We start from the raw sequence: 23,344 nt of genomic DNA, 5'->3' as shown, positions 1-23,344 counted from the left end.
ACCACCGACACTCGTGATGTGCGGCACGCTGTGGATAACTCGGCCTGACGGTCCGCACGCCGTGGAACCATGGACGGGTGCCCACGCCGATCCCCGCTCCTCGCGTCCTCCCCGCAGCCATCAGGCTGCTGGTGGGCAGCGGCGCGTTCCAGCGCGGCGAGGATTACCAGCAGCAAGGCCGGGTCATCTCGTGGGAATGGCTGCCGGACGACCTGCTGCTCATCTCCTGGGTGCGCGGCAGCGGCCGCAGCACGTATTCGTGCTCCATCGAGTTCAAGGCGGACCCGCCCGGCCCGCCGGTCGTCGTCGGCTCGGACTGCACCTGCCCGGTCCGGTCCGCCTGCAAGCACGTGGCGGCGACGCTCCTCGAGTCCGGGACGGACGGTCTGGCCTCGATGGTCCGGCCCGCCTCGTCGCTGAACCGGGCCCCGCAGGTGCCGGAGTGGAAGGCGGTCGTCCAGCAGCTCGTGCCCACGGCTCCGGCGACCCCGCCGGCCGGTCCGACGGCCGACACCGAGACGACGCTGGCGTTGCAGCTGCGGATCGACGGCTCCGCCGCCGCACACACCCTCTCCCTGTCGATGCGGCCGGTGCAGCGCAACGACCGCGGAGCCTGGGTCGGCGGCAACGCCTCGTGGAGCTATATCCGCAACGGCTTCCTCCGCGGCGTCGACCCCGCCGTCCGGGAGTGGTTCACCACGCTCGACGCCCTCCGCGCGACGAGCCCGCGCGGCTACGGGTACCTCAGCACGGGCGACTGGATCAGCCTGGACGACGTGCTGCCTCGCCCGTTCTGGCACCACCTCGCCGACGCCGCCGAGCTCGGGATCGAGCTCGTCGGCAAGTCGAGGCGCGAGTCGGTGCGCCTGGCCCACGAGGCGTCCGTCGCGCTGGACCTCTCGCTGCCCGACGGCGGCGCGCGCCTCGAGCGGACCGTCGCCTTCGACGGCGTGGTCACGGGCACGTCCTCGGTCGGCCCGCTCGGCCATCACGGCCTGTTCGCGGTGGAGGAGTCCTCCTCGGGCCGCACCATCACCCTCGGCCCGACCGCGGCGCTGCTCACCGACCAGGAGCGCGCCGCGGTCCACCTGGCCGACGTCGCGATCCCCGCCGACGCGGTCGACGAGTTCCTCGCGGACTACCTGCCGCTCCTGCGCCGTGAGGTGCGGGTCCGGGCGGACGCCGGCGTCGAGCTGCCGGAGCTTCCCCGTCCAGAGCTCGTCGTGTCCGTCGAGGCGGTCTCGGCGGCAGAGGTCCGGGTGACGTGGCGGTGGGCGTATCCGCCGTCAGACAAGGAGTACCCGCTGACCACGGCGCTGGAACCGGGCTCCGACCTGCGCGATCTCGCGGCAGAGGCCGCGACCCTCGGCCGGGCCGTCGCCGCGGTGCGCGAGGTGCCCGGCTTCGGCCACTTCCGGGTGGCGCCCGAGGTGTTCCGCGGGCTGCAGGCGATGGACTTCGCCACCACGGCGCTGCCCGCGCTCCGCGCCCTGCCGGACGTCCGGGTGGAGAGCGACGAGCTGCCCGAGTACCACGGCCTGGAGGCCGCACCCGTCGTCAGCATGCGCGCCACCGACAGCGGCGACATGGACTGGTTCGAGCTGGGTGTCACGGTCACGGTCAACGGGCGCGAGATCCCGTTCGGGTCGCTGTTCGACGCGCTGGCCCGCAACCAGAAGCGGTTCATGCTGACCGACGGCACCTGGCTGCGTACCGACCTGCCGGTGTTCGCGCAGCTCCGGGCCCTGATCGAGGAGGCGCAACGGCTCTCCGACCAGCCGGGCAAGCTGCGGATCAGCCGGTTCAACGCCGGCCTGTGGGCCGAGCTGGAGGACGTCGCCGACGTCGTCGAGCAGTCCGACCGGTGGCGGCGCTCGGTGAGCGACCTGGTCGCGCTGACCGCCGACGGCGTCGACGGGCCCGAGCCGCTGCCGCCACCCGTCGGCCTCAAGGCCGAGCTGCGGCCGTACCAGCAGCACGGTTTCGAGTGGCTCACCTTCCTGTGGCGGCACGGGCTCGGCGGGATCCTCGCCGACGACATGGGACTGGGCAAGACCATCCAGACCCTCGCCTTCGTCGCCCAGGCCCGCCAGGAGGGCGCCCGCCCGCCGTTCCTCGTGATCGCGCCGGCCTCGGTGGTGAGCAACTGGGCCGCCGAGGCCGCGCGCTTCACCCCGGACCTCAAGGTGGTGACACTCCCGACGACCGCGCGGAAGGCGGGCACCTCGGTGGCGGACGTCGCCGCGGGGGCCGACATCGTCGTGACGTCGTACGCGATCTTCCGGCTGGACTTCGACGCGTTCGCCGAGGTCGAATGGAGCGGCCTGATCCTTGACGAGGCGCAGTTCGCGAAGAACCACCAGACGCGCGCCAACGAGTCCGCGCGCCGCCTGCGGACGCCGTTCAAGCTGGCCATCACCGGCACGCCCATGGAGAACAACCTCATGGAGCTGTGGGCGATGCTCGCGATCGTCGCGCCGGGGCTCTACGGGTCGGCGATGAAGTTCCGGGAGGACTACGTCAAGCCGGTCGCGGGCGAGGGCGACTCCGGGCCGCTGCTGAACCGGCTCCGCCGTCGGATCAAGCCGCTCATGCTGCGCCGGACCAAGGGCCAGGTGGCGCCCGAGCTGCCCGAACGGCAGGAGCAGGTGCTCCGCGTCACCCTCGACCCCCGGCACCGCCGGATCTACGACACCCACCTGCAGCGCGAACGGTCCCGCCTGCTGGGTCTGCTGGACAGCTTCGACGAGAACCGGGTGGCGGTGTTCCGCGCGCTGACCACCCTGCGGCGCCTGGCGCTGGACGCCTCGCTGGTGGACCCGGAGTACGAGGGTGTCGGGTCGGCCAAGCTGGACCTGCTCGCGGAGCAGCTGGCGGAGGTCGCGGCAGAGGGGCACCGCGCGCTGGTGTTCTCCCAGTTCACGTCGTTCCTGACCAAGGCGGCCGAGCTGTGCCAGGAGCTAGGGATCCCGTACGAGTACCTGGACGGGTCCACGCGGCGGAGGCCGGAGGTGATCGGCCGGTTCAAGGAGGGTTCGGCACCGGTGTTCCTGATCAGCCTCAAGGCCGGGGGGTTCGGGCTCAACCTGACCGAGGCCGACTACGTCTATCTCCTCGACCCGTGGTGGAACCCGGCGACGGAAGCGCAGGCGATCGACCGGACGCACCGCATCGGGCAGACGCAGAACGTGATGGTGTTCCGGCTGGTGTCCGAGAACACGATCGAGGACAAGGTGATGGCGCTCAAGGAGCGCAAGGCCCGGCTGTTCGACGCGGTGCTGAGCGACGACGCGGGCGCGTTCGCGGGGGCGCTGGGAGCGGAGGACATCCGGGGGCTGCTGGAGGGCTGAGCCCTGGTGCCCTGTCCCGCTCCACGGCTCTGACCGGTACGTTTGCCCCCGTGACTCCCGTTGCCGACCTGATCGGGGCTGTCGCCAGCCTCCTGTGGCCCTTGCTCGTCATCGTCGTGCTGCTGGTGTTCGGCCGACAGCTCCTGTCGAAGCTGCGCAACTCCGACGACGTCACGCTGGAGATCGGCGGGCAGCGGCTCAACCTCAAGCAGGCGACGGACCAGCAGTCCGACATGATCACCGATCTGCAGCGCGAGGTGGCGCTGCTCAAGCGGCAGCTCGACGGCGTCGTGCCGAACACCGAGACCGGGGCCACCGGGCAGTCCCAGGGTGCGATCCCGCATCCCGACGAGACCGCCTGGATGTCGCAGGAACAGGAGCGACGGGTCACGGTCCCCGCGAGCCTCCCGATCCTCTGGGTCGACGACCACCCCGAGAACAACGCGATGGTCACGGAGTCGTGGCGGCGCGAGGGCGCCGAGGTCGACACCGCGCGCTCGACGGCCGAGGCGATGCGCCTTCTCGGGAGTCGGCGGTACGGGCTGGTGATCTCGGACATGGGCCGGCACGAGTCCGGCGTGGACGTACCCGACGCCGGACTCCGCTTTCTCGCCGAGGTCCGCGCGGCGGACGCTCACCTGCCGTTCGTTCTCTACGGGAACGTCGAGCCCGTCTCCGACGTGGCGCGAGCCGCGGGCGCGACCCTGGTGACGGGCTCGACGTTCGAGCTGGTCGACTTCGCGAGCAAGCTGGGAATGCTCCAGGGCGTCTGACGCCCGGCCGCTCGGTGTCAGCTCCCGGCCTTGGTGGCACGGTTCCGCGTCGACGCGAGCGCCCACGCGACAAGGACAGGCTGGCCGAGGAGCCGTAGCGCGCGCTTGCGATCCGTGTTCAGCCCGAACCCGTCTCGACGCCCCGCGTACTGCGCGATGTTCCCAGGGAAGACCGCGACGAAGAACGCGGCGACCAGCGCCCCCAAGCGCCGTCGGACCGGCTGCTTCCAGGTGGCCACCAGGGCGGTGCCGAGGCCGATCTCGACGATGCCGGACCCGACCACGACGGTGTCGGGATCGGCCGGGAACCAGCTGGGTACCTGGGCCTGGAACTCCTTGCGGGCCGTGGTCAGGTGGCTGATGCCGGCCGTGAGCAGTGCGGCGCCAAGAGCGACCTGGCCGATACCGCGGAGGACGGAGGAGGTGGATGCCATGGGGTCCATCCTGGACTCCACGCTGCGACCGGGCATCCCACACGGAGGATCCGACGCTTGACAGTTCATGCTGGTCACCACGGTGTGGTGCGACTGCGCCCCAGCGTGCTCATGGCTTCCCCCAGCCGATGAGATCTGGTGAGGTGTGCACATGGAATCTGCGTTCGAGAAGGCATTGCGCCCACGCATCATCTCCTGGGTTCAGGAGCGCGCCGAGGCGAACGGCGGCTTTCTCAATCGCGCCGAACTGCTCGACTTCCACATCGACGGCCAGAAGCTCCCGATCATCGACTACTCGCGAGGAATCCGAAATCCCGCGTCATTCGAGTCCACTCTGTCCATCGTCAGTGCCACCGACGGGCCCTACGACGACACCGAGTCCGAAGATGGTCTCCTCCACTATGCCTACCGCGAGGGAGACCCCTGGTCGGGCGACAATCGAAAGCTCCGCAACGCGATGGCCACGGGCGCTCCGCTGATCCTGTTCCGGAAGGAGGTGCCCAACATCTACACGCCCGTGGCGCCCGTCTACGTCGTCGAGGACTATCCGGAGGAGCGCACCTTCATCATCGCTCTCGACGAGTCCTTCAACTTTGTGCACGACGTACGACACATGCCGGAGCCTGAGCGAATCTACGCACTGCGACTCGCGAAGGAGCGGCTGCATCAGCCGGCCTTTCGCACGCGCGTCATCATCGCGTACGGCACGCAGTGCGCGATCTGCGAGTTGAAGTACGGATCGCTGCTCGACGCAGCGCACATCATCCCGGATTCACATGAGCGTGGAGTTCCCACGGTGAACAACGGCCTCGCGCTGTGCAAGATCCACCACGCTGCGTACGACCAGAACATGCTCGGTGTGACGCCGGACTACGAGGTGCGCATCTCCCGCGACATCCTGGAAAAGGTCGATGGACCGATGCTGAGGCACGGGTTGCAGGAGATGCACGGCCGGACCATCCAACTTCCGCAGCGCAGTGCCGACCGTCCGAGCGCCGAATTCCTGGCATGGCGATACGAGCAGTTCGGGGTCCGGACCTGATGAGTGGGTCGACCGCCTGAACCGGGCTAGCGAAGTCGAACCGTCAACGCACGAAGTAAAGCGTCTTGACCCGCACGTCCTTCGAGCTCGTCGCGACGAACCGAACCTTCACGGCCTTCACCGTGGCCGACGACGTGGTGAGCGTCGCCCACCTCGTGCCGCTCGTCGCCGAGTGAGCGTTGACCGTGCCCAGGTACTCCGATCCTGCGTAGACCTTCATCGACCCGTAGCTGGGCCCCGTCTGGACCTTCACCCGGACGGAACGCACGGCGACGGTCCTCGCGGTCGACGCCGGCCCCCTGTCGTAGACGGTGAACCCCCAGATTCCGTTGTTGGCGCCGTCGATGTGCCCCGTCCCGTTCATGAAGGGCGCGTTGACGCAGCGCCACGGTGACCAGGCGCTCACGTTCCCGACGCTGTCCTTGGCGCGCACCCTCGCGCACGCCTGATCGCCCGGATCGAGGAAGTTCTCCATGCTTCGGGCCGTCTTCCACGGGTAGGTCGACGGCGTGGACGGCAGCCCGCCGAACATGCCCGCCGTCCGCTCCTGGACCTGGTAGGCGGCGACGGCCTGGTCGTCCGACGCCGCGTACGTGAGTCGGGGGGTCCACTTGAGCAGGCCGCTCGGAATCGGTGCGAGCCAGCGCGTGGACATCTCCACCTTGGTGAACTTCGGTGCAGCGCCGTCGACGTAGGTGCAGCGCGAGCTCGACCACCCGGTGGTGTTTCCGGCGGTGTCCCGTGCGCGGACGGAAAAGCAGACGCGGTATGACTTCCCGGTGCCCACGGTGAACGAGCGCGCGGTGATCCCCGTGCCCGACGTCGGGTACACCCACGGGCCAATCTGCTTGCCGCCCTTGTCCTTGTGATAGCGGACGTCGAACGAGCCGATCCGCCCGTTGTCGGTCGCCGAATACTTGAACGTCACGGGCGTTGCCGTCGCCGTCGCTTTGATCCGCACGGGGAGCGCCGTGGTGGTGACGGTCGGACGGGTGCCGTCAATCGTCCCGCAGGTCTCCCCGCTCCAGGCGCTCTGGTTGCCCGCGTGATCGACGGCCCGACCGGACCAGCAGGTGGTGGATCCGACGGGATGCGTGACGGACGTCGATCCGGAGTCAATGCCGACGTAGCCGCCGAAGGAGCTCTGACCAGCGAGCTTCTGCCGATACCGAAGCTCCTCGGTCGCCACTCCGATCGGTTCGAAGGGTGATGTCCCCGCGTCTCTCGAGTCCACGAACACCGAGTAGTCGCGTCTGATCAGGACCGAACCGTCGACGCTCCGCGTTCCGGAGATGTCCGCGGGCGAGGACGGGGGCGCCGAATCGACGATCTCCGTTGCGAGGTCGGAGGACCAGCCGTCGAGATCCGCAGCACGGATGTCGCCGGCACCGTCGATGAAGGCCACGGTCGTTGCGTCGTCACCCAGGTCGAAGTCCGTCGTCGCGCCGAGCGTTCCGGTGCTCTCACCACCGATCCCGTTCAGCACGGGAACGACGGTCAGGTCACCGGTCACGGTGGACCGGCCGAGCGCGAAGGACTCCCCGGCGACGAACCCCCGCTGCAACGACCCGACGGGCGTGAGTGGGGTGTAGATTCCGCCGAGATCTGCTGCCCCGATGGCATCGTCCGGTCCACACGAGGCGAGCACCATCCGGGACCCGACACCAGCGAGAGCCGCGTCGCGCCCGACCGTGTACGGGCACGGGACCTCGAAGGCGACCACCCGCACCGTCGGGATGTCGAAGAACCGGACGCCGTTACTGCGCATGAATGCGACGTCGTCTCCCACGACGGCAAAACCTTCCCTGCCGTCCCCCGCTCCCTGCGCAGGCAGCGGCAGGTCCTGGTCGGTGGTCACGGTCTGTACTGCCACATAGGGACGGTCGTTGAGGTACGCGATGTACTGCGCGCCTCGCCCCAGCCGTGTCCCGCTCGGCACCGTCCGGCTTCCACCGCCGTCCCGCGTCCACACGAGAATCTCGATCTCACCCTGCCGCAGGTGCACGACGTCGTTCTCCGCCGCGATGAGCTCGCCCGCCAGCTCGACGCCGCCCCATGTGGAAGACCATCCGCCACCGTCCTGCTCGCGCCATAGCACTCGCGGGCCGGCCTCTCCCGTGACCTGCACGAAGACCACAGAGCCGGCCAGCGCCACGGCCTGCGCGGCGGCGGGCAGCTCTCCTGCGGCCGCCAACAGGGCGGACGGCACGGGCACTGCGTCCGACGTCGTGGACAACCTGCCCAGTTCCATGCTGCTCGGCGCGGGACTGGCTGCCGCCTGGTGTGCGGGCACCAGGCCCACCGCGAGCAGCGTCGTCGCGGCCAAGGAAGCCATCCAGACGGTCGCGCCACGCCCGAACGGGCGCGCAGGAACCTCGGCAGAAACCATTGGTGCGTGTCCTCCATTGGCCCGCCGGCTCAGGTCATGGGTGCGGCGTCACGAGGACTGTATCGGCGGCAATGGCCAGATCAGAGGGCAATAGTGCCGATGGTGGGGTGAACTCTCCGCCGCCCTGTATCGGGGAACGCAGAGATTCGATCGTCGGTGTTTCAGTTCCGGAGAAGCGCCTGGAGCTCGCCGATCCGGATCTGCGTGGTGTTGCTCTGCGCAGGAACATCAATCTGACCGGACTGATTGCCGCCCTGCCACTCAACGGACCAGTAGGCCGTACCGGTAAGGGTCAGTGTGCCTGGGCTGCTGTTGAGGTCCGCGCCAAATCCACACGTAGGCGACGGCTCCGCGCTGTTCCGACCGTCGTACGGCGTCCCTGGAGCATTAACTCCGTCGCAGGTAATAGTGCCAACCGTGTTGCCGTTCGCATCGACAAGCGTCCACTCGACACGGTTCAGCGTGCCGGTCGCACTCACAGTCAGACCGCCATCACTCGCGGTACGGGTGATAGGTCCAATCGTGTTCTCTGCGCGATTGGCAACCCATAGCCAGATGGGCAGACCTATCGCACCCACCACATCCTCCCGTGCAGATGCTGGCGGGGTGGAGCCTATCTGGCCCATCGTAAGCTGCATGCTGGTAACGGCACGGCGTGCGAGTTCTTCGACAGACGGGCCAACCGGAGCAGGGGGACCCGGGGCCCAGTCCAGCGACGCACCTGGGCATGGATCCGGTCCGCCAATGCAGTCGTAGGGACTGCACTCAAGGATTACGCCATCCGTGTGTTCTCCCCAGAGGTCCTTGTGCACATTTGGGTCATCAGTGGCAACACGGATATAGCAGTAACCATCCCAGACGCCAAACTCACTAGTACACGGGATCTCGTGTCCTTCTAACTCGCAGGTTCGGGGATTCTGATTGCCTCCACCATTGTCGTCTCCGCCACCGTCGCCTGGTTCGCCGCTGTCGTCATCGTCTTCGCAGATCGTCTTCACCGTGCCGTCTGGCAGCAGGACCTCTCGGCATTCTGCCGCTGCAAGTGGAGGCCTGACCAATATGACCGCGGTCAAGGCCACCATCACGAATAGCCCAATCCGCAATGTCCATGCAGCAGATCTGCGTCCGGTCAGCATGCGCGCTCCACTTGCCGCTCTTCGAGGTCGATTGCCCAGCCCCGATCGGCACCATGGTGCCGCATCTCATACTGAAGGTAATAGCGCGTAGGGACACCAGCCTGGCGCTCAATTTTCGCACCGTTCTCTTCGAACGTTTGGACGTCGGAAAAGTCGACACAAACTTCGAAATTCACCCGCTCGTAATCCGGCTCAGGTGCCTTATAGCCCGTGGGCCGAACCGACTCGATCCTCGCAACGCCTGTAGTGTACTGGCCCGCGTCCAGACTTTGGGCGTAGGCGACTCCCATCGAGTCTCGGATTTCGAAACTACCCCAGAACGGAACCAACTTACGTTCCCAGTCCTTGTAGCTGTTGTTCGCTACTTGGGCCGTCGTCTCGTAGTACTTTACGAGCCGCGCCTTCGCGTCTGCGATGTTCTTGGCCTTGACCTGCTCCGGCGTCGTCGGCGATGCGGACGGCTCTGGAGCCGGCGTCGCGGAAGGACTCGCGGAAGCCGACGCCGAGGGGGACGATGATCCCGGTCCGGGGATCGCGCCCTGGACTGTCTCCGGCTCGAACACACCCGATCGCACGACCGCGAATGCCGCCACCGCTATGACTGCGACCCCGATGAGGACGGCGATGGTGCGCTTGGGCGTGATGGCGGACGAGACCATCGGCGACTCCCTCAACTTCGGGCACAACTCAGTGAACACGGCCGGAACAAGGGTGCGCTACATCCGTCTTCCCGGCAAGGCGCCTCCGTGATAATTCACAACATCTCGCCAACACTGGGCAAGAACGAGCCACCAACTTGCCATGCCCCGACCTTGGCTGAGGTTGTCCTCGTGGCGATTCGTTGCGTATACGCAACTCAGGTGGCGAATGTTGCAATGCCTCTACAGGCTTGAGCCATGAACCTTCTGACTGCCCGAGCCGAGCCCATCCGCCGGACCGGTGAGCGATGAACATGTTCCGGCGCACCGAGTCCGGCCCCGAGGGGTTCGAGGACGTCATCGACGAGATCACCGAGTCAATCCGCCGCACCTTCACCGGCATCGTCGTCGACCATCTGGAGGATCTCCTCGCCCTGCCGGACCGCCACATGTGCGTGGTGGACCGGCACATGGAGCTGATGGAGGACGAGCGCGACTACTCCGTGGACCTGCTGCTATTCCATGTGACCCAGCTGCGTTACATAGCGATCCAAGTTCACGTCGGTCGCTTCAACCCTGTCCTGATCGGCCGCACCCGATACACGGTGTCGCTGGTGGACGACCTTGTACGCATCCCCGAGACGCACCGCCCCACGGTCGGGATCCTGCTCTGCACCGACGCGCCGGCCGACCAGATGGCAGGCCCGGTCGCCGTCACCCTGTACGACGAACTGCCCGACGTAGAACAGGCGGATCTGCCGCTCCCGCTCGAGCTCACCGCGCTCGTCGATCGCTGCCTCGACACCACGACCGCCAAGCACGCGATGTCGTGAGCGTCGAGAGCGCGGTCGGCGTCAGCCGCCGTAGAGGTCCTCCACCAGACGCGCCCTCGCCTCCAGGATCTCCAGGCTGCCCGACGACGACGCCGTGGTCGCCTCCCCCGGCACGCCGCGCCAGGTGGGCTCACCAGCCAGGCGGAACTGACCACTCCAGGTGGTGGTGAGCGAGATGGTCGCCGTGCCCTGTTTCGCATAGGCGTGCGCGATGGTGTGGGCGGGATAGGGGGCACCCGGGTCGGTGGTGCTCAGCGGAGCTGTGCCGTCGCCGAAGTCCCAGGAGTAGCTGCTCGGGACCGCACGGATATCCACGGGGATGCCGAACAGTTCGGTGCTGACGGTTCGGGGTTCCCGATCAGTGAAGGCGATGGTGTCGGCGTTGACGAGCGTCCAGCCGTCCGGCGGCTGCACGTTCACCTCCGACGGCGCGATCTGCATCTCCTGGAACGCTCGTGCCGCGGCGGCGGGAATGTCGACCTGACGACGCCGCTCGGCCAGGCATGACTCATCCTCGACCAGCGCGGCGTCCGACCACTCGCCCGACAGCTGACGCTGCTCGAACAGGGCGCCGACCGCTTGTTCGTCGTCCTCGCACTCGATGCCCTCATAGGCGAGCCGGTGGCCTTCGTCGCACGACTCTGCGAGCACGGTAGCCCCACCGAGGTCACGCAGGAAGCACAGCGCGGGAGTGACGCGCCACTGGCGGACGGGCGGCGCGAGCGACGGACGCCCGCGATCGCCTGCGGCCTCGATCGGAGCCCTCGCGGCTCCTATTGGTGTGATTGCTTCGACCGAGACCTGATCGTGTTCCGACGTTCCACTAAAGGTTGGTTGTTCATTGGCCTGAGGCACCGCAAAAACCATCGCGCTGGCCAGGAGTACCACACTGATCCCGCTCACGACTTCGGCCTCGGCGCGATCGCGACAACCACCCAATGACCATCCTTGCGACCAACCTCAACACGATGAGCAGACACCTGCGCCTCGGCAGACGAGACGACGGACCCATCGGCCGCTAGCGTCTCAGACAGCGCCTGGTGTACTTCTACGTCAAGCGGGTAGATGCCGGTCAGATCATCCTGCGCAAAGCGATCAAGAATCTTCACCTCCGTCGTTCCACCTTGGAAGAGTCGATCTTGATCCTGAATCCGTTCAGCATCTTTGATCGCCTGCTCGCAGAACCCGCAAGCCCGGTGCGACATCGCCTCGAACTCCTCCGTGTCCCCCGTGGCCATCACGTACGGGTAGAGCTCGATGAAGTACTCCGCCGCAGCCGCCGCCCCCTCCGCGTCCTTGCGCTTCATCGCCTCGGGACGCTCCGGCTTGGCCGGCAACGACGGGGAAGGGCTCGCGCTGGCCGCAGGCGTTGAAACGCCAGAAGGGGCCGAAGAAGCCTCAGGATCCGGCGGCGAGCCCGTGCACCCCGTCAGCGCCAATCCGGCCGTCACTATCAGCCCGGCCGCGCGCATCACCATGCCGCTCATCCCCGCACCCCGCCCCTCGGCCACGCCGTTGCGTATCCGCAACGGCCGGGAATGACGCTAGCCGGGGCCCCGGGATCCGGAAAGTGGGCCCTGTGGAAAACCTTGGGGACAGTGCGCATCACGGCCCACAGGAAGGGCGCCCCGTACCCCGACATTTATATTGATATCACCGCTAATAGGTGGCCAATATGAGTTTCAAGTAGCGGATCGCATTGTTCCTCTACAGGCTTGCCACCATGACATCTCATCGCGTCGACATCACCGCGCCGCGGCCAGCGAGCCCGGAATGAACAGGTACACCGTGGTCGCGTACCGCGACGACCAGCGTTGGACGCTGCGCGCGGTCGGCGTCCCCGGCGCCGTCAGCCAGGCGGTCTTCCTGGACGACGCCGAGGCCGCCCTCCGCACCCTGCTCGCCAGGCTCACCGGTGAGGACGCCGAGAGCTTCGCGATCGACCTCGCGCCGATCCCCGGCCCGGGCGGATTCGACTGAGCGCAACGAGACACGGACAGCAGACGTTGTCTGCTGTCCGTGTCTCCGCCCCTGCGGCAACGCCGGCCCGACGTCAGCCCCCGGTGCGCTCCCGACGCCGCTCCTGCTCGTCCACCTGCGCAAGCAGCTCCTCGGTGTCCGGCTCGGGCTCCATGGCGAGCTGCTCCAGGTGATCGCGCAGCCGGTCCACGAGCCGGCCCACCGCGTCCCGTCGTCCGGAGGCGATCTCCGCGCGGATCCCGTTGCGCCACGACCGCTCGTCCACCGGGTCGGCGAGCCGCCCCACCTGGGACGCGTGCCGCGCGGTCGCCACGTCGCCCTCCAGGAGCGCGCGACGGGCCACCTCGTGGGACACGTCCACCACACCCGACGAGATCGTGTGCATCAGCTGCTCGGCCCACACGTACTTGCGCAGCGGCACGCCCTCGAACGGCTTGCCCCGCACCATGTCCAGCGCGGCGAGCAGGTCCGACGTCGGCGTCTGCGTGAGGTCCGGGCCGACCAGGTCGCAGAACTTGTGCCAGTCCGTGGCGACCCCGCGCAGGCGGTAGCCGGCGGACTCGACGTCGGCCTGACCGCCGTCGTCCGCGGACCAGTAGCGCGGCAGGTACTCGAAGCCGCTCGGGTCGGTGCCCAGCCAGCGCCGCGCGCGCGACACGGCGGAACGCCGGGTCGCCAGGTTCGGCTCGCGCGAGGGCCACAGCGCCTTCGAGATGTCCGAACCGCGCGAACCCGGGTTGAACGCCAGGAACGCGATCAGCTCGGTCGCCTGCCGCTGGTGTGTGGAGGGCAGCTCCACACCCGTCGTCCTGGCGAGCTCGACGTTCCCCAGCACCCGCACGATCGGCGGCTCGACCACGAGCGGCTCCGGCGCCGGTTCGGCCGGCCCCGAGGTCTCGGCCGACCCACCCGTCCCGACGACGGGCGTCCCCAGCGGCGGGGTCGCCACGCTGACCGCGGCCCGCGCCCACGGCGAGAAGCTCTCGGGCAGCCTGCCGTGGGTCGCCGGGACCGCCGGTCCGGCCGCCGTCCCCGTGCCGTAGGCGGACGGCGCTAGCGCCGTCGCCTCGCCGACCGCCACGTCCGAATCCGCGGCACCAGCGCGGACAGCTTCCACAGGGATCTCCTCGAGCGTCGGTTCGGTGCGGTCGATCGAACGGCTCCACTCGGGGCCGGGCGCGGTCTCGGGCTCGGCCAGCAGGGCCAGGGCCTGTGCGTAGGTCTCGGCGTCGAGCTGTTGCGGGCGCACCGCGATGTAGGCCGGCATGAGGATGCCGCGGGTGGTGTCGCCGTTGGTCAGGTCGCCGGTCAGGTCGAGCACCCAGTCCCCCACCTCCGCGCTGGACGTCACGGCCGCGATCCCGACGCTCGGCACGCGCTCGACGAGACTCTCCAGCCTGGCCCGATCGGTCAGGCCGAGCCGTTCGCCGACGAGCAGGATCTCCGGCGTCCAGGCATCGGTCGCCAGCCCACGGCCGCGCGCCTCGGCCACGGAGGTCGCTCCGACCTGCGCCAGCGTACGGTCGACGTCGGCAGCGCGCGCCTCGAGCTCGCGCACGATCTCCGCGAGGCCCGCGACGTGCCGCACCCGGCCCGTGTCGACCACGCCCGGCAGGTCGCCGAGCGTGCCGACCACGGTGATCTGCAGGTCGTCCGCCCACAGGCTCGTGGCCAGCTCGACCGCGAGCGCCGCGAGGGTGGCCTGCGCGGCGGCGTCCGTGCCGCGGATGTCGAGGCACGCGAGGTTCTCGAGGTCGAGCATGAGGTGCGCGTCCTCGTCGTCGTGGCCGACGGTGACGAGGGCCGGGTAGGGCGCCTCGCCCTCCTCGGTTGCGGTGGCTCCCGCAGAACCGACCTGCGCGGCCGCCTCCGCGTCGCCCGCCGCGAGCTGCCAGATGAACCGGTCGGTCGTGCTCGCCCAGGGTTCGGGCAGGTCGGAGGCGCGGTCGAGGTAGAGCTCGACGAACTCACCGCTCCTCAGCCGCGCGATGCGCACCCCCGGCAGCGGCAGGCCACGCTCGCGGTGCCACGCCGCGAGGCTGCGCAGCGCGCGGTCCACCTGGTCACGTCCGAAGGGGTCCTCGACGCCGTGCAGGTCGCGCTCCAGCGCCCCCGCCGGCGTCTCCGGCCCGGGTACGACGACGGTCTCGCCGGGTTCGCGACCCTTGCGCACCCGGCGCCGCTTCACGGCGACCAGGGCGAGCAGCCCTGCGGCCAGCAGGCCGCCGACGCCGGCCGCGGTGCGCACACCCACTGACTCGTCGATGTCATCCACGAGGTCGGAGGCGACATCGCTCGCCGATTCCAGGAGTGACAGGTCGCTCGCGGCAGCGGTGGTGGCGCCCGCCACCGTCGTCCCCGCCGCCGCGGCGCCGCCGGACTCGGCGTCCGGCTCCGCAGGAGCACCGGCCTCCACCGGTGCCTCCGCCTCGACGGGCGGCGACGACTCGACGGCGACCTCGGGAACGGACTCCTCCGCGACGGGCTCGTCGCTCGCGATGTCCTCGGGCAGCACGTCGTCCGCACCCTGGGGCGAGTCGATGCCCACGCCCCCGACCGTGGTCGGCTCCACCTCGTCCTCCGGGACGAGCGGGGCGGGCTCCTCGATCACGCCCTCCAGCGCGTTGCCCGTCGCCGGCTGGTCCTCGGACGCCGGGTCGCCGTCCCAGGTCGTACCGTCCCCGGACGACGTCTCCTCCGCGGCCGGCTCGTCGGCGGCCGAGCCGTCGGTGGCCGGCTCGTCGCCCTGGTCCTGCGGAAGGAGCTCGTCGGCGATCAGCCCGCTGCCGGGGATGGACTCGTCGAGCGAGCGGCCCTGCGGCGCCGACTGGTCCGGCTCGAGGTTCGGATCGTTCTCGAGGTCCTCGGGCGTGACCTCGTCGTACTGGGGCCCCTCGGTCTCCTGCGGTGCGGGCGGGGCCTGCGGGACGAGGTTGCCCTCGGCGGTCTGCTCGGGCTTCGGTTCGGGCTTGTCACCGTCGGTGCCGGCGTCGCCCTTGCCCGCGTCGCCGTTGCCCGCGTCTTCCGTGGCGGCGTCCCGGCCGCCGATACCGGCCGTACCGGTCGCGACGTCGGCAGGGTCGGGCTGGTCGGCACCGTCCCGGCCCGCGTCGTCCCGCCGCTCGCCGGCTGCGCCGTCGGCCGGCGACCGCGGGGCGGCGTTCTGACCGGCACGGTTCGGCTCGTCGGCGGCCGGGGCCTCCCCGGCCGGCTGCTCGCCGGCGGGTCGCTCGTCCGACGGCGTCTGCTCGTCCTGCACGACGTCGTTCCCCGCGCCGCCCGGCTCCTCGATGTCCTCGGGCTCGACCTCGACCGTGCCCTCGGGCGTCACCTCGGTGGAGGGCGTGGCCGGCTCGGGGGCGGGCTCTTTCGCGCCGGCACGCTGGCCGATCCTCGTGGCGCCGACCGCTTCCGACACGCCGCCGTCGGCCTGGGCCTCGTCGCCCGGGCCGTCGGCCTCCGGCGCGGACCCGGTCTCGCCCGGCGTCGCGGCATCCGACCCCGCGGCATCGTCCGCGGCGTCCGACCCGGCGTCCGACCCGGCCGGCTGCTCCGCACCCGCGTCCGCGGACTCCCCATCGGACGCCGACTCGTCGGTGTCGTCCGGTGTCGGCTGCGCGGCGCCGTCGCCGCGCGTGCCCTCGGCCGCCTCGTCCGGCGCGGCCTCCCCGGCGCCCGGGACGGTCACGGTCCAGCCCGGGTAGATGAGGTCGGGGTCGGTGAGCCGCTCCCCGCCCGGCTGGTCCGTGGCACGTGACGCCTCGAAGACCTCCGGGTACTTCGTGCCGTCGCCGAGCTCCTCCTCGGCGATGCCCCACAGGGTGTCGCCCGGCTCCACGACCACCTCGGCCGCGGCCTTCCCGGAGTTGGTCACGTCGACGGCGTCCCCGTCGTCCGCGCCCGCCTTCGAGGGACCGATCCCGACGGGATCGTCGCCGTCCGCGCCGGTGAGGACGACGTCGGCGCCTCCGGCGGCCTCCGCGGGCAGCCGCAGCACCCAGCCCGGCTCGATCCAGTTGCCGGCGTCGAGCGCGTTGCCGTCGGCCTGCGGCACGCCGTAGTTCAGGTCGGCGATCTGCTTGAACCGCGCGCCGTCGCCCAGGGTCTGCTCCGCGATCCGCCACAGCGAGTCGCCGGGCTGCACGGTGTAGGTGGGCGCCGGTGCCTCGTCCGCACCGGTCGACTTCTCCGTCGCTCCCGTGGCGACATCCGCCGGGACAACGGCCTCCGACGTGACCGGCGCCGTCACGACGGTCCCGGTCTCGGCGACCTCCACCGGCGTCGTCGCCGCCATGGCGGGCGACACGGACGGTGCAGCGACCAGCATCGTGATCACCGCACCCACGAGCACCGCCGCCGCGCGCTGCTGCGCGCCGAGCCCGCGCACGTGCGGCGACCGGCGTCCCCGCAGCGCCGCGACCACCTCGACCACCACCGCGATCGCGAAGGTCAGCCACGCGAGCCAGCCGACGATCTTGATCAGCCCGATCAGCACCGAACCGGTCACGTCGGGGCTGCTCAGGATCGAGATGATCTGGCCCACGCTGACCGGTCCGGTCCAGATCGGCCCGCCGAGCACCCACAGGCCCACCGGGATCCCGACGACGAGCGCGCACAGGAGCAGTGCCGCGCCCAGCCCCCTCAGCACACGCGCGCCGGTACCCCGCCGCGGTCCACCGGGCTCACCGGTCACCGCACGACCCTGGACTGTCGAGGTGCTCATCAGGATTCCTCCTGTCCTATGCCGCGGACCGCCCGCGCCTCGGCATCGGCCGTGACACGGAGCGAGCTGATTCCGATCAACGTCAGGAACGTCGTCTTGTAGGTGACCTGAGTGCCCACGGTGACGGTGGCGCCGTTCACGCCGGTCAGCCCGCCCTGCACTCCCAGCGCGCCGAGCGTGTCGGCGGCAGCCTGTGTCGCGCGCGCGGGATCCACCTCAGGGGGCAGTCCCATCTGCGCGCGGTCGATCCGGATCTGCTGTGCGGCGGCCCGGGCCGCCTGGTCCGCCGCGTACTCGGCCTCGTCCTCGGCGTGCAGTCGCCCGCCGCCGTCGACCACGAGACCGATCGCGATGATGAGCGCCGGCACCATGCCGGCCGCGAGGATGTTGATCTCGCCCCGCTCCCGCACCCGCCGCGCTCCCGCCGGCGTCGCCGCCGTCCGCCCACGCCGTACCCACATACGCCCAGCCCCCCTGGTCATGACCGCCCCCGATAGGCGTCGAGCACCGACGTCCCGGTCGCACTGATCGTCCGCGAACCGGGCGCGCCCGGCAGCCCGAGGTCGCGGAGCGGCACCACGCACTCCACCCGCACCGTGATGGTCCCGACCGTCCCCAGCGGCAGGTCGAACGCGTCCGTCGCCGGCCGGACCGACGTCGACGAGCACCTCACCCCGGAGTTCACCAGCGTCGACGTCGCCGTCGACGTCGCCTGCACCCCGGCCACGGCCGCCGTCCGGCTGATCGACGCCGCCCGCGCGGCCTCGTTCGCGGCCGACTGCACCACGCCCTCGGCCAGCACGATCCGGCCCGCCATGATGAGCAGCAGCCCGATCAGGAGCAGCACGGGAAAGATCACGGCGGTGTTGATCGCCACGTTGCCGCGCTCGTCCGAGCCCCCGCCGGACCCGCTCATCAGCCGTTCACCGCCGACGTGAACCGCTCCACGGGCCCCGTCGCCGACTGCTCCACCCGCAGCCCGCGGAAACCCGGCACGATCGACGGCGCCAGTCCGGTCACCGTCGCGGTGGCCATCTCCTCGCCACGCGTCACGGAGACCCGGACCGAGGCGAACGCATCGCCCCCGCGCGCGAGCCGCGAGGCGGCCTCCGCATATCCCGAGTCGACGCTGCCGCCCTCCACGCGCGCGGCCTGCACCGCACCGTTGGCCACGGACTGCGCCGTGTTCTGCGCGTGGAAGTAGAGCACCCCCTGCACCATCCCGAAGATGAGCATCAGCACGATCGGGTAGGTCAGGACGGTCTGCAGGGAGGCGGCACCGCGCTCGTTCATCCGCTACATCCCTAGAGCTGAGACATGTACTCGTCGACGAGGCCCTTGATCGCCGCACCCAGCGCGATGGCGATGCCGAGACCCACGACGGACAGCACGACCACCTCGATGGACTCCAGACCGGCGTCGTCGGGCTCGCCCGCACGACCGGCGGACAGCCGACGACGGAGCTCGGCCGAGCGCTCGGCGAAGCGGGCGTTGAGAGCGTCGACGCGACCGCGCGCCGCGGCCGCGCGCAACGACGCCCGCGCGGCGACTCGCGACGCCGCCGTCCGGCCCTGGCTCAGGTGCTGGTTCATGGTGACTCCTGGGGTGATGTCGACTTCAACAAATGGGTAAGAAGCGGCTCGTGTGACACCGCGACGCCGCCGGGGGGCGAGCCGGCTCAGGGTGCAGTCTGAAACATAGTGACCCCGATTGGAAAGATGAGCATCAAAAAGTACACAAATACGGTAAGTGTCCCAGGGACGGTCATCCGGACCGTCGCGTCGTGCGCGAGCTGCTGCTCGACGTCGAGCTGCGCGTCCCGCATCGCGGCCGCCTTGGACTGCAGCTGGTCGTGGATCGCCGAGCCCTGGGTACCCGCGAGCTCCACGATCGAGGCGACCTCGCCCAGCGCGTCCACCTCGACCTCCTCGCCCAGCTCGCGCAGCGCCACCCAGGGCGCCTGGCCCTCCCAGCGGCTGCGTTCGAGCGCCGCGGAGATCCGCCGGAACGGCCACGACTCCGCGACCTGCGCCGCGGCGAACGTCGCCTGGGTGGCGCCGGCCCCGGAGACCCGCTCGATCGCGAGCAGCTCGAGGTAGGTCGAGACGGCCCGCGCGAACTCCTGCCGGGCCCGCCTGGCCTTCGACCGCGCGTCGAGGTCGGGCAGGAACCACGCGCCGAGCGCGAGCACGACCGCCGCCCCGAACGGCACCGAGACCGGCATGCCGAGGTTGAGCAGCCCGACGCACAGCCCGAGGAAGGGCACCGCCACCAGCACGATCACGGTGCCGAGCGCCTTCTCGCCGTAGTGGTCGGTGGCGGTCTTGCCGATCAGGTCCAGGTCGGCCCGGGTCGGGCCGCCACGCCCGAGCAGGGAGAGCGGGAGCCGGCGCTGCGCCCACGCCCCGAACACCTGCGTGTACCGCTGGGTCGCGGTGAGCTCGGTGCCGTCGGACACCGTGATGGGCTCGACCTTGTCGTCGCCGCTCATCCGGTCGAGCGCGGACTGGAGCCGCGGGGTCGACGGGAGCAGCTCCCGCACCACGAGGAACAGGCCGAGTCCCGCGACCAGGCCGCTGCCGATTGCCCAGGGCCACATGTCAGACCTCCCGCTCGTGCGGCAGGAACCGCGGGATCGGCTGGCCGAGGCTGATCTTGCGCATCCACAGCAGGCAGACCACGTACGCGCAGAACAGCACCACGGCCACGACCTGGCCCAGCGGCGAGTCGTACCCGCTCAGGTACCCGGACATCGCCGTGGCGACCAGCACCACGAGGGTCACGATGGTCACCCAGCGCACCGTCGCCCGGCCGGTCGCGCGCTCGGTCTCGATCTCGCGCCGCGCCTTGGCCTGCGCCGACAGGGACTCGGCGAGCTGCCGGAGCGCGGGCGCCACGGCGCCGGTCCGGTTGTCCGACTCCAGGATCATGGCCGACGCGATCATGTCGGCCGAGTAGTCGTCCATCTCCTCCGCCCAGCGGTACAGGGCGGGCTTGATCGGCTGGCGTGCCTCCAGGCGCGCCACCAGGCGCGCGAGCGAGGGCCGTACGGACGGGGCGGCGCTGTGCAGCGTCGCGGCGATCCCCTGCTCCAGCCCGACGGCGCCGCCCGACAGCACGCCGATCAGCGACCGCACCCAGGCGGTCAGGTCGGTCAGCTTCTCCACCTCGTTGGACTGGGTGGTGGTGCGGAACAGCGACGGCAGACCCACGATCAGCACGGGCACGATGAGCACGAGCGACCACCAGCCGGTGACGATCCCGACCACCAGTCCCACGGCCGCGCCGATGCCCAGGATCTTGCGCTGCGGGTGGAGCGGCCCGCCCTTGGTCAGGCCCAGCAGGCGGAGCAGCCCGTGGAACGGTGGGGTGGTGCGCTTCGGTCTCGGCGTCGGCTCGTACCGCTGCGTGCCGACGACGACGAACCACACCCCGAGCCCCAGACCGAGGCCGGTCAGCACCGCGATCAGGGTGGTCATGCGGTCTCCCAGAGCCCGTCGCGGTAGTTCAGCAGGCTCGCGTCGAAACCCTCGGCCTCCAGGTCGGCGAGGAACGACGGCGTCACCTTGGGCACCGCGCGACCGCCCGGCCCCGGTTCGAACACGTCCGTGATCGCCACCGGGTTGCCGGCCTCGCCGCGCGTCACCTCGATCACCTCGGAGACGTAGCGGACCCGTCGCCCGTCGCCCTCGGAGTCGACCCGGAGGAAGACGATGAGGTCGATCGACTGCGCGACCTGCCGGTACGCGTACGTCTCCGAGAGCGTCGAGTCCTGCACGGCCATACCGACCAGGCGCTCGACGACGTCGCGCGCACCGTCGGCGTGCACCGTGGACAGCGAGCCGTTACCCATCTGCATGGCCTGGAACATGGACACGATCTCGGGCCCACGCACCTCGCCGACGATGACGCGGGAGATGTTGTGCCGCAGGGACTCGTACACGTTGACGTTCGTGTTGATCTCGCCCACGCGGCGGCCCGACGTGTTCATCTCGCCCGAGCCCTCGCGCGTGCGCAGCGCGACCACGCGCTTGTGCTTGTCGGGCTCGAGGTGCAGGTAGAGCTCGTAGTCGGTCTCGATCGTCGCGATCGACTCCCACGGGTCCAGCCCGGCGCAGAGCGCGCGCAGCAGCGTGGTCTTGCCGCTGCCCTGGCCCTGGCCGGACACCACGATCGACTTGCGCGCGCGCACCGCCGCCGTGAGGAACTCGACCAGCACGGCGTCGATGGTGTGGTTCTCGCGCAGCAGGTCCAGGTCGACCGACTGCAGGCGCTGCAGGCGGATGGTGACGCGCGGCCACGGGACCACCCAGCCGACGGCGGCCAGCCGCACGCGCCCGGGCAGATCCAGGTTGAGGAACGGGTTGGCCCGCGTGAACGACCGCTCGTTCGCCGGGTCGCGCGCCGCGAGGAACTGCAGGAAGTCGATGAGCTCCGCGTCGGAGTCCGCGATGGGCTCCGCGTACATGCGGTGCCCGTCGCCCATCAGCAGCAGCACGGGTGCGGTACCCGTGATCTCGATGTTCTCCACGTCGGGCGTGTCGATGAGCGGCTGCAGCCGGCCCAGGCGGAACAGCGCGTCGAACAGTGCACGCGTCACCTCGACCTGGTACTCGGTGGTCCAGTTGCGCTGGCCGCCCGACAGCAGGGCGTCGTTGTGGTCGCGCACCACCTGCTGGATCAGCTCCTGGCCCAGGGCCTCGCGCTGCTCCTCGTCCAGCTCGCGCGCCGCGAGCGCCGTCGTCAGCCGCGAGGACACCTCGCCGCGCAGGCTGTTGACCTGGCGCCAGAACTCGGAGTCGCGCAGCCGCGGGTTGCCGGGCTGGCCGTGGTACTCCCGTTCGGCCCGGGCCAGCGCCCCGACCCAGGGCGAGGTCCCGCCGCCCGACGACGGCGGTGTGCCTCCCGCGGGTCGTGCGGGCCCGGGGCCCCCGGGGTCGACGATGCGGGTCCCGCCGTTGCCCGGCTCCGCGGCCGGCGGGGTCCAGGTGTTCTGCACGGCGGCAGGGCGTCGGCCCGGCATGGTCTCCGCATCGGTGGCAGGGGCACGACGCGGGAGGGCCGGGGCCCGGTCGTCCGCGTCGTGGAAGATCGGCAGGGAGGAGAGGTCGGGGAACTCGGGTGTGCTCACGCGTCACCCCTTCCGTCGCCCTGCCACGGTGCGGCGCCCTGCACGCTCCATGACGCGGAGCGGGCGCTCGTGCCGGACTGCTCGGGCGGACGTCGCGGGCCGGTCCCCCGGCCGGCCTCGCGCGGCCCGGTGGAGAACCGGGCGCGCCGCTTCTCGGTCCGGTCCTGGAGGCGGGAGATGACCGGGGCGGCAGAACGGACGAGCGGGGACGTCGAGTACCGCCGTCCGGCGGGCGAGCCCACCGACAGCACTTCGGCGTTCACCGGGTCCCAGGCGAGCGAGCCGACGGTGCCCAGGCCGAGCGTCCGCGCGATCTCGTTCGCGTCATAGGGCCGGCCGGGACCGATGGTCAGGGCCGTGAGGTTGGTGAGGTCGCGCGCCGCGGCGTCGACGACGGACGTGCGGGACTTGACGAGCTCGCGCGTCACCGCGATATCGGGCAGGCGCGACCCGGTGGTGATCAGCACCTGGTCCGCGAGACGGACGATCGGCTCGCGGTCCTCACGCACGGCACCGCCGGTGCCGAGCCGGCCGAGGTCGACCAGCACGTCGATGCCCCCGCGCTCCAGCGCCACGAGCTGGTTGGCCAGCGGCCCCCAGAGGTTCGCGACGGCGGGTGCGGTGTGCGGGCTGACGATGCCGGGGAGCAGCTTCTTGTCCGGATCGTTTCGAACGAGGGGAATCGTCTGCTCCCAGAACGCTGCCTCGAGATCTCCGTGGGAGTGCGCGATCGCGAGGGGCTGCAGGCCACGGTCGTGCGGGAGCTGGCCGCGGAAGTAGCCGGCCAGGATCGACGACCCGGCGAGGTCGGCCTCGACGAGCAGCACCGGGCGGGGCCACTGGAGCGCCAGCACGAGGGCCGCCGTCGTCGTGCCCGGCGAACCCTTCGCGTTGGCCAGGGCGATGAGAGCCACC

The 23,344-nt window shown here is 70.4% G+C and carries 20 protein-coding genes; 5 read left to right on the top strand and 15 right to left on the bottom strand.

From position 1 onward, the window contains the following. Window positions 1–77 precede the first annotated feature (77 nt). Window positions 78–3,350, top strand: a complete 3,273-nt coding sequence (locus ACFV9Q_RS13525) for an SNF2-related protein (RefSeq protein ID WP_377234829.1) — start codon at window positions 78–80, stop codon at window positions 3,348–3,350. Between the two features lie 50 nt (window positions 3,351–3,400). Next, entirely contained in the window at window positions 3,401–4,123 is a 723-nt protein-coding gene (locus ACFV9Q_RS13520) for a response regulator (protein WP_377234828.1), read from the top strand. 17 nt (window positions 4,124–4,140) lie between these two features. On the opposite strand, the gene ACFV9Q_RS13515 is transcribed toward ACFV9Q_RS13520, so the two are convergent. Then, a complete protein-coding gene (locus ACFV9Q_RS13515; RefSeq protein ID WP_377234827.1) occupies window positions 4,141–4,557 on the bottom strand; it encodes a hypothetical protein in 417 nt (138 codons plus the stop codon). 151 nt (window positions 4,558–4,708) lie between these two features. Here ACFV9Q_RS13515 and ACFV9Q_RS13510 point away from each other — a divergent pair, with 151 nt between their 5' ends. After that, window positions 4,709–5,599, top strand: coding sequence for an HNH endonuclease (locus ACFV9Q_RS13510; protein WP_377234826.1), 891 nt, complete (start codon window positions 4,709–4,711; stop codon window positions 5,597–5,599). Between the two features lie 43 nt (window positions 5,600–5,642). Here ACFV9Q_RS13510 and ACFV9Q_RS13505 read toward each other — a convergent pair whose 3' ends face one another. The 3 genes from ACFV9Q_RS13505 to ACFV9Q_RS13495 all read right to left on the bottom strand — a co-directional run bounded on the left by ACFV9Q_RS13505 (window position 5,643) and on the right by ACFV9Q_RS13495 (window position 9,783). Continuing rightward, window positions 5,643–7,988 carry a hypothetical protein gene (locus ACFV9Q_RS13505; protein ID WP_377234825.1) on the bottom strand — a complete coding sequence of 782 codons (2,346 nt, stop codon included), beginning with the start codon at window positions 7,986–7,988 and terminating at the stop codon, window positions 5,643–5,645. A 161-nt stretch (window positions 7,989–8,149) separates the two neighbouring features. Continuing rightward, a complete protein-coding gene (locus ACFV9Q_RS13500) occupies window positions 8,150–8,626 on the bottom strand; it encodes a hypothetical protein (RefSeq protein WP_377234824.1) in 477 nt (158 codons plus the stop codon). A gap of 491 nt (window positions 8,627–9,117) precedes the next feature. Further along, a complete protein-coding gene (locus ACFV9Q_RS13495) occupies window positions 9,118–9,783 on the bottom strand; it encodes a hypothetical protein (protein ID WP_377234823.1) in 666 nt (221 codons plus the stop codon). A gap of 287 nt (window positions 9,784–10,070) precedes the next feature. On the opposite strand from ACFV9Q_RS13495, the gene ACFV9Q_RS13490 reads away from it, so the two are divergent. Continuing rightward, on the top strand, window positions 10,071–10,595 hold the full coding sequence (locus ACFV9Q_RS13490) for a PDDEXK nuclease domain-containing protein (RefSeq protein ID WP_377234822.1): 525 nt from the start codon (window positions 10,071–10,073) through the stop codon (window positions 10,593–10,595). Window positions 10,596–10,616: 21 nt separating this feature from the next. Here ACFV9Q_RS13490 and ACFV9Q_RS13485 read toward each other — a convergent pair whose 3' ends face one another. Continuing rightward, window positions 10,617–11,498, bottom strand: coding sequence for a PKD domain-containing protein (locus ACFV9Q_RS13485; protein ID WP_377234821.1), 882 nt, complete (start codon window positions 11,496–11,498; stop codon window positions 10,617–10,619). Beyond that, entirely contained in the window at window positions 11,495–12,082 is a 588-nt protein-coding gene (locus tag ACFV9Q_RS13480) for a DUF6318 family protein (protein WP_377234820.1), read from the bottom strand. Before ACFV9Q_RS13480 ends, ACFV9Q_RS13485 begins: the two co-directional genes overlap by 4 nt. 286 nt (window positions 12,083–12,368) lie before the next feature. Between ACFV9Q_RS13480 and ACFV9Q_RS13475 the strand changes: the two genes are divergently transcribed. Further along, window positions 12,369–12,575: a hypothetical protein gene (locus tag ACFV9Q_RS13475; RefSeq protein WP_377227343.1), complete on the top strand. Its 207-nt coding sequence runs from the start codon at window positions 12,369–12,371 to the stop codon at window positions 12,573–12,575. A 73-nt stretch (window positions 12,576–12,648) separates the two neighbouring features. Here the strand turns inward: ACFV9Q_RS13475 and ACFV9Q_RS13470 are convergent, their stop codons facing one another. The 9 genes from ACFV9Q_RS13470 to ACFV9Q_RS13430 form a co-directional block, all read right to left on the bottom strand. Beyond that, on the bottom strand, window positions 12,649–17,298 hold the full coding sequence (locus ACFV9Q_RS13470; protein WP_377234819.1) for a LysM peptidoglycan-binding domain-containing protein: 4,650 nt from the start codon (window positions 17,296–17,298) through the stop codon (window positions 12,649–12,651). Beyond that, window positions 17,298–17,708 (bottom strand): pilus assembly protein TadG-related protein, encoded by a 411-nt coding sequence (locus ACFV9Q_RS13465; RefSeq protein WP_377227345.1) that lies wholly within the window; start codon window positions 17,706–17,708, stop codon window positions 17,298–17,300. Before ACFV9Q_RS13465 ends, ACFV9Q_RS13470 begins: the two co-directional genes overlap by 1 nt. A gap of 68 nt (window positions 17,709–17,776) precedes the next feature. Continuing rightward, window positions 17,777–18,214 (bottom strand): TadE/TadG family type IV pilus assembly protein, encoded by a 438-nt coding sequence (locus ACFV9Q_RS13460; protein WP_377227346.1) that lies wholly within the window; start codon window positions 18,212–18,214, stop codon window positions 17,777–17,779. Beyond that, entirely contained in the window at window positions 18,214–18,591 is a 378-nt protein-coding gene (locus ACFV9Q_RS13455; RefSeq protein WP_377227347.1) for a TadE family protein, read from the bottom strand. Before ACFV9Q_RS13455 ends, ACFV9Q_RS13460 begins: the two co-directional genes overlap by 1 nt. Before the next feature lie 11 nt (window positions 18,592–18,602). Continuing rightward, a complete protein-coding gene (locus ACFV9Q_RS13450) occupies window positions 18,603–18,890 on the bottom strand; it encodes a hypothetical protein (RefSeq protein WP_377227348.1) in 288 nt (95 codons plus the stop codon). A gap of 86 nt (window positions 18,891–18,976) precedes the next feature. Further along, window positions 18,977–19,897 carry a hypothetical protein gene (locus tag ACFV9Q_RS13445; protein WP_377227349.1) on the bottom strand — a complete coding sequence of 307 codons (921 nt, stop codon included), beginning with the start codon at window positions 19,895–19,897 and terminating at the stop codon, window positions 18,977–18,979. 1 nt (window position 19,898) lies between these two features. Next, entirely contained in the window at window positions 19,899–20,777 is an 879-nt protein-coding gene (locus ACFV9Q_RS13440) for a type II secretion system F family protein (protein WP_377234818.1), read from the bottom strand. Further along, window positions 20,774–22,429, bottom strand: a complete 1,656-nt coding sequence (locus ACFV9Q_RS13435) for a CpaF family protein (RefSeq protein ID WP_377234817.1) — start codon at window positions 22,427–22,429, stop codon at window positions 20,774–20,776. Before ACFV9Q_RS13435 ends, ACFV9Q_RS13440 begins: the two co-directional genes overlap by 4 nt. Further along, entirely contained in the window at window positions 22,426–23,343 is a 918-nt protein-coding gene (locus ACFV9Q_RS13430) for a hypothetical protein (protein ID WP_377234816.1), read from the bottom strand. Before ACFV9Q_RS13430 ends, ACFV9Q_RS13435 begins: the two co-directional genes overlap by 4 nt. Between the last annotated feature and the right edge of the window lies 1 nt (window position 23,344).

Source organism: Promicromonospora sp. NPDC059942, assembly GCF_042731755.1.
In the GTDB taxonomy this organism is placed as follows: Bacteria; Actinomycetota; Actinomycetes; order Actinomycetales; family Cellulomonadaceae; genus Promicromonospora.
The sequence above is the reverse complement of the archived record's forward strand: the minus strand, read 5'-3'. Positions and strand labels throughout refer to the sequence as shown.

Coding starts and splice junctions, on each gene's coding strand:
- ACFV9Q_RS13500 (WP_377234824.1), bottom strand. CDS start 8,626: ATGCAGCTTACGATGGGCCAGATAGGCTCCACCCCGCCAGCATCTGCA.
- ACFV9Q_RS13470 (WP_377234819.1), bottom strand. CDS start 17,298: ATGAGCACCTCGACAGTCCAGGGTCGTGCGGTGACCGGTGAGCCCGGT.
- ACFV9Q_RS13445 (WP_377227349.1), bottom strand. CDS start 19,897: ATGTGGCCCTGGGCAATCGGCAGCGGCCTGGTCGCGGGACTCGGCCTG.
- ACFV9Q_RS13490 (WP_377234822.1), top strand. CDS start 10,071: ATGAACATGTTCCGGCGCACCGAGTCCGGCCCCGAGGGGTTCGAGGAC.
- ACFV9Q_RS13460 (WP_377227346.1), bottom strand. CDS start 18,214: ATGAGCGGGTCCGGCGGGGGCTCGGACGAGCGCGGCAACGTGGCGATC.
- ACFV9Q_RS13495 (WP_377234823.1), bottom strand. CDS start 9,783: ATGGTCTCGTCCGCCATCACGCCCAAGCGCACCATCGCCGTCCTCATC.
- ACFV9Q_RS13510 (WP_377234826.1), top strand. CDS start 4,709: ATGGAATCTGCGTTCGAGAAGGCATTGCGCCCACGCATCATCTCCTGG.
- ACFV9Q_RS13450 (WP_377227348.1), bottom strand. CDS start 18,890: ATGAACCAGCACCTGAGCCAGGGCCGGACGGCGGCGTCGCGAGTCGCC.
- ACFV9Q_RS13475 (WP_377227343.1), top strand. CDS start 12,369: ATGAACAGGTACACCGTGGTCGCGTACCGCGACGACCAGCGTTGGACG.
- ACFV9Q_RS13440 (WP_377234818.1), bottom strand. CDS start 20,777: ATGACCACCCTGATCGCGGTGCTGACCGGCCTCGGTCTGGGGCTCGGG.
- ACFV9Q_RS13515 (WP_377234827.1), bottom strand. CDS start 4,557: ATGGCATCCACCTCCTCCGTCCTCCGCGGTATCGGCCAGGTCGCTCTT.
- ACFV9Q_RS13455 (WP_377227347.1), bottom strand. CDS start 18,591: ATGAACGAGCGCGGTGCCGCCTCCCTGCAGACCGTCCTGACCTACCCG.
- ACFV9Q_RS13505 (WP_377234825.1), bottom strand. CDS start 7,988: ATGGTTTCTGCCGAGGTTCCTGCGCGCCCGTTCGGGCGTGGCGCGACC.
- ACFV9Q_RS13480 (WP_377234820.1), bottom strand. CDS start 12,082: ATGAGCGGCATGGTGATGCGCGCGGCCGGGCTGATAGTGACGGCCGGA.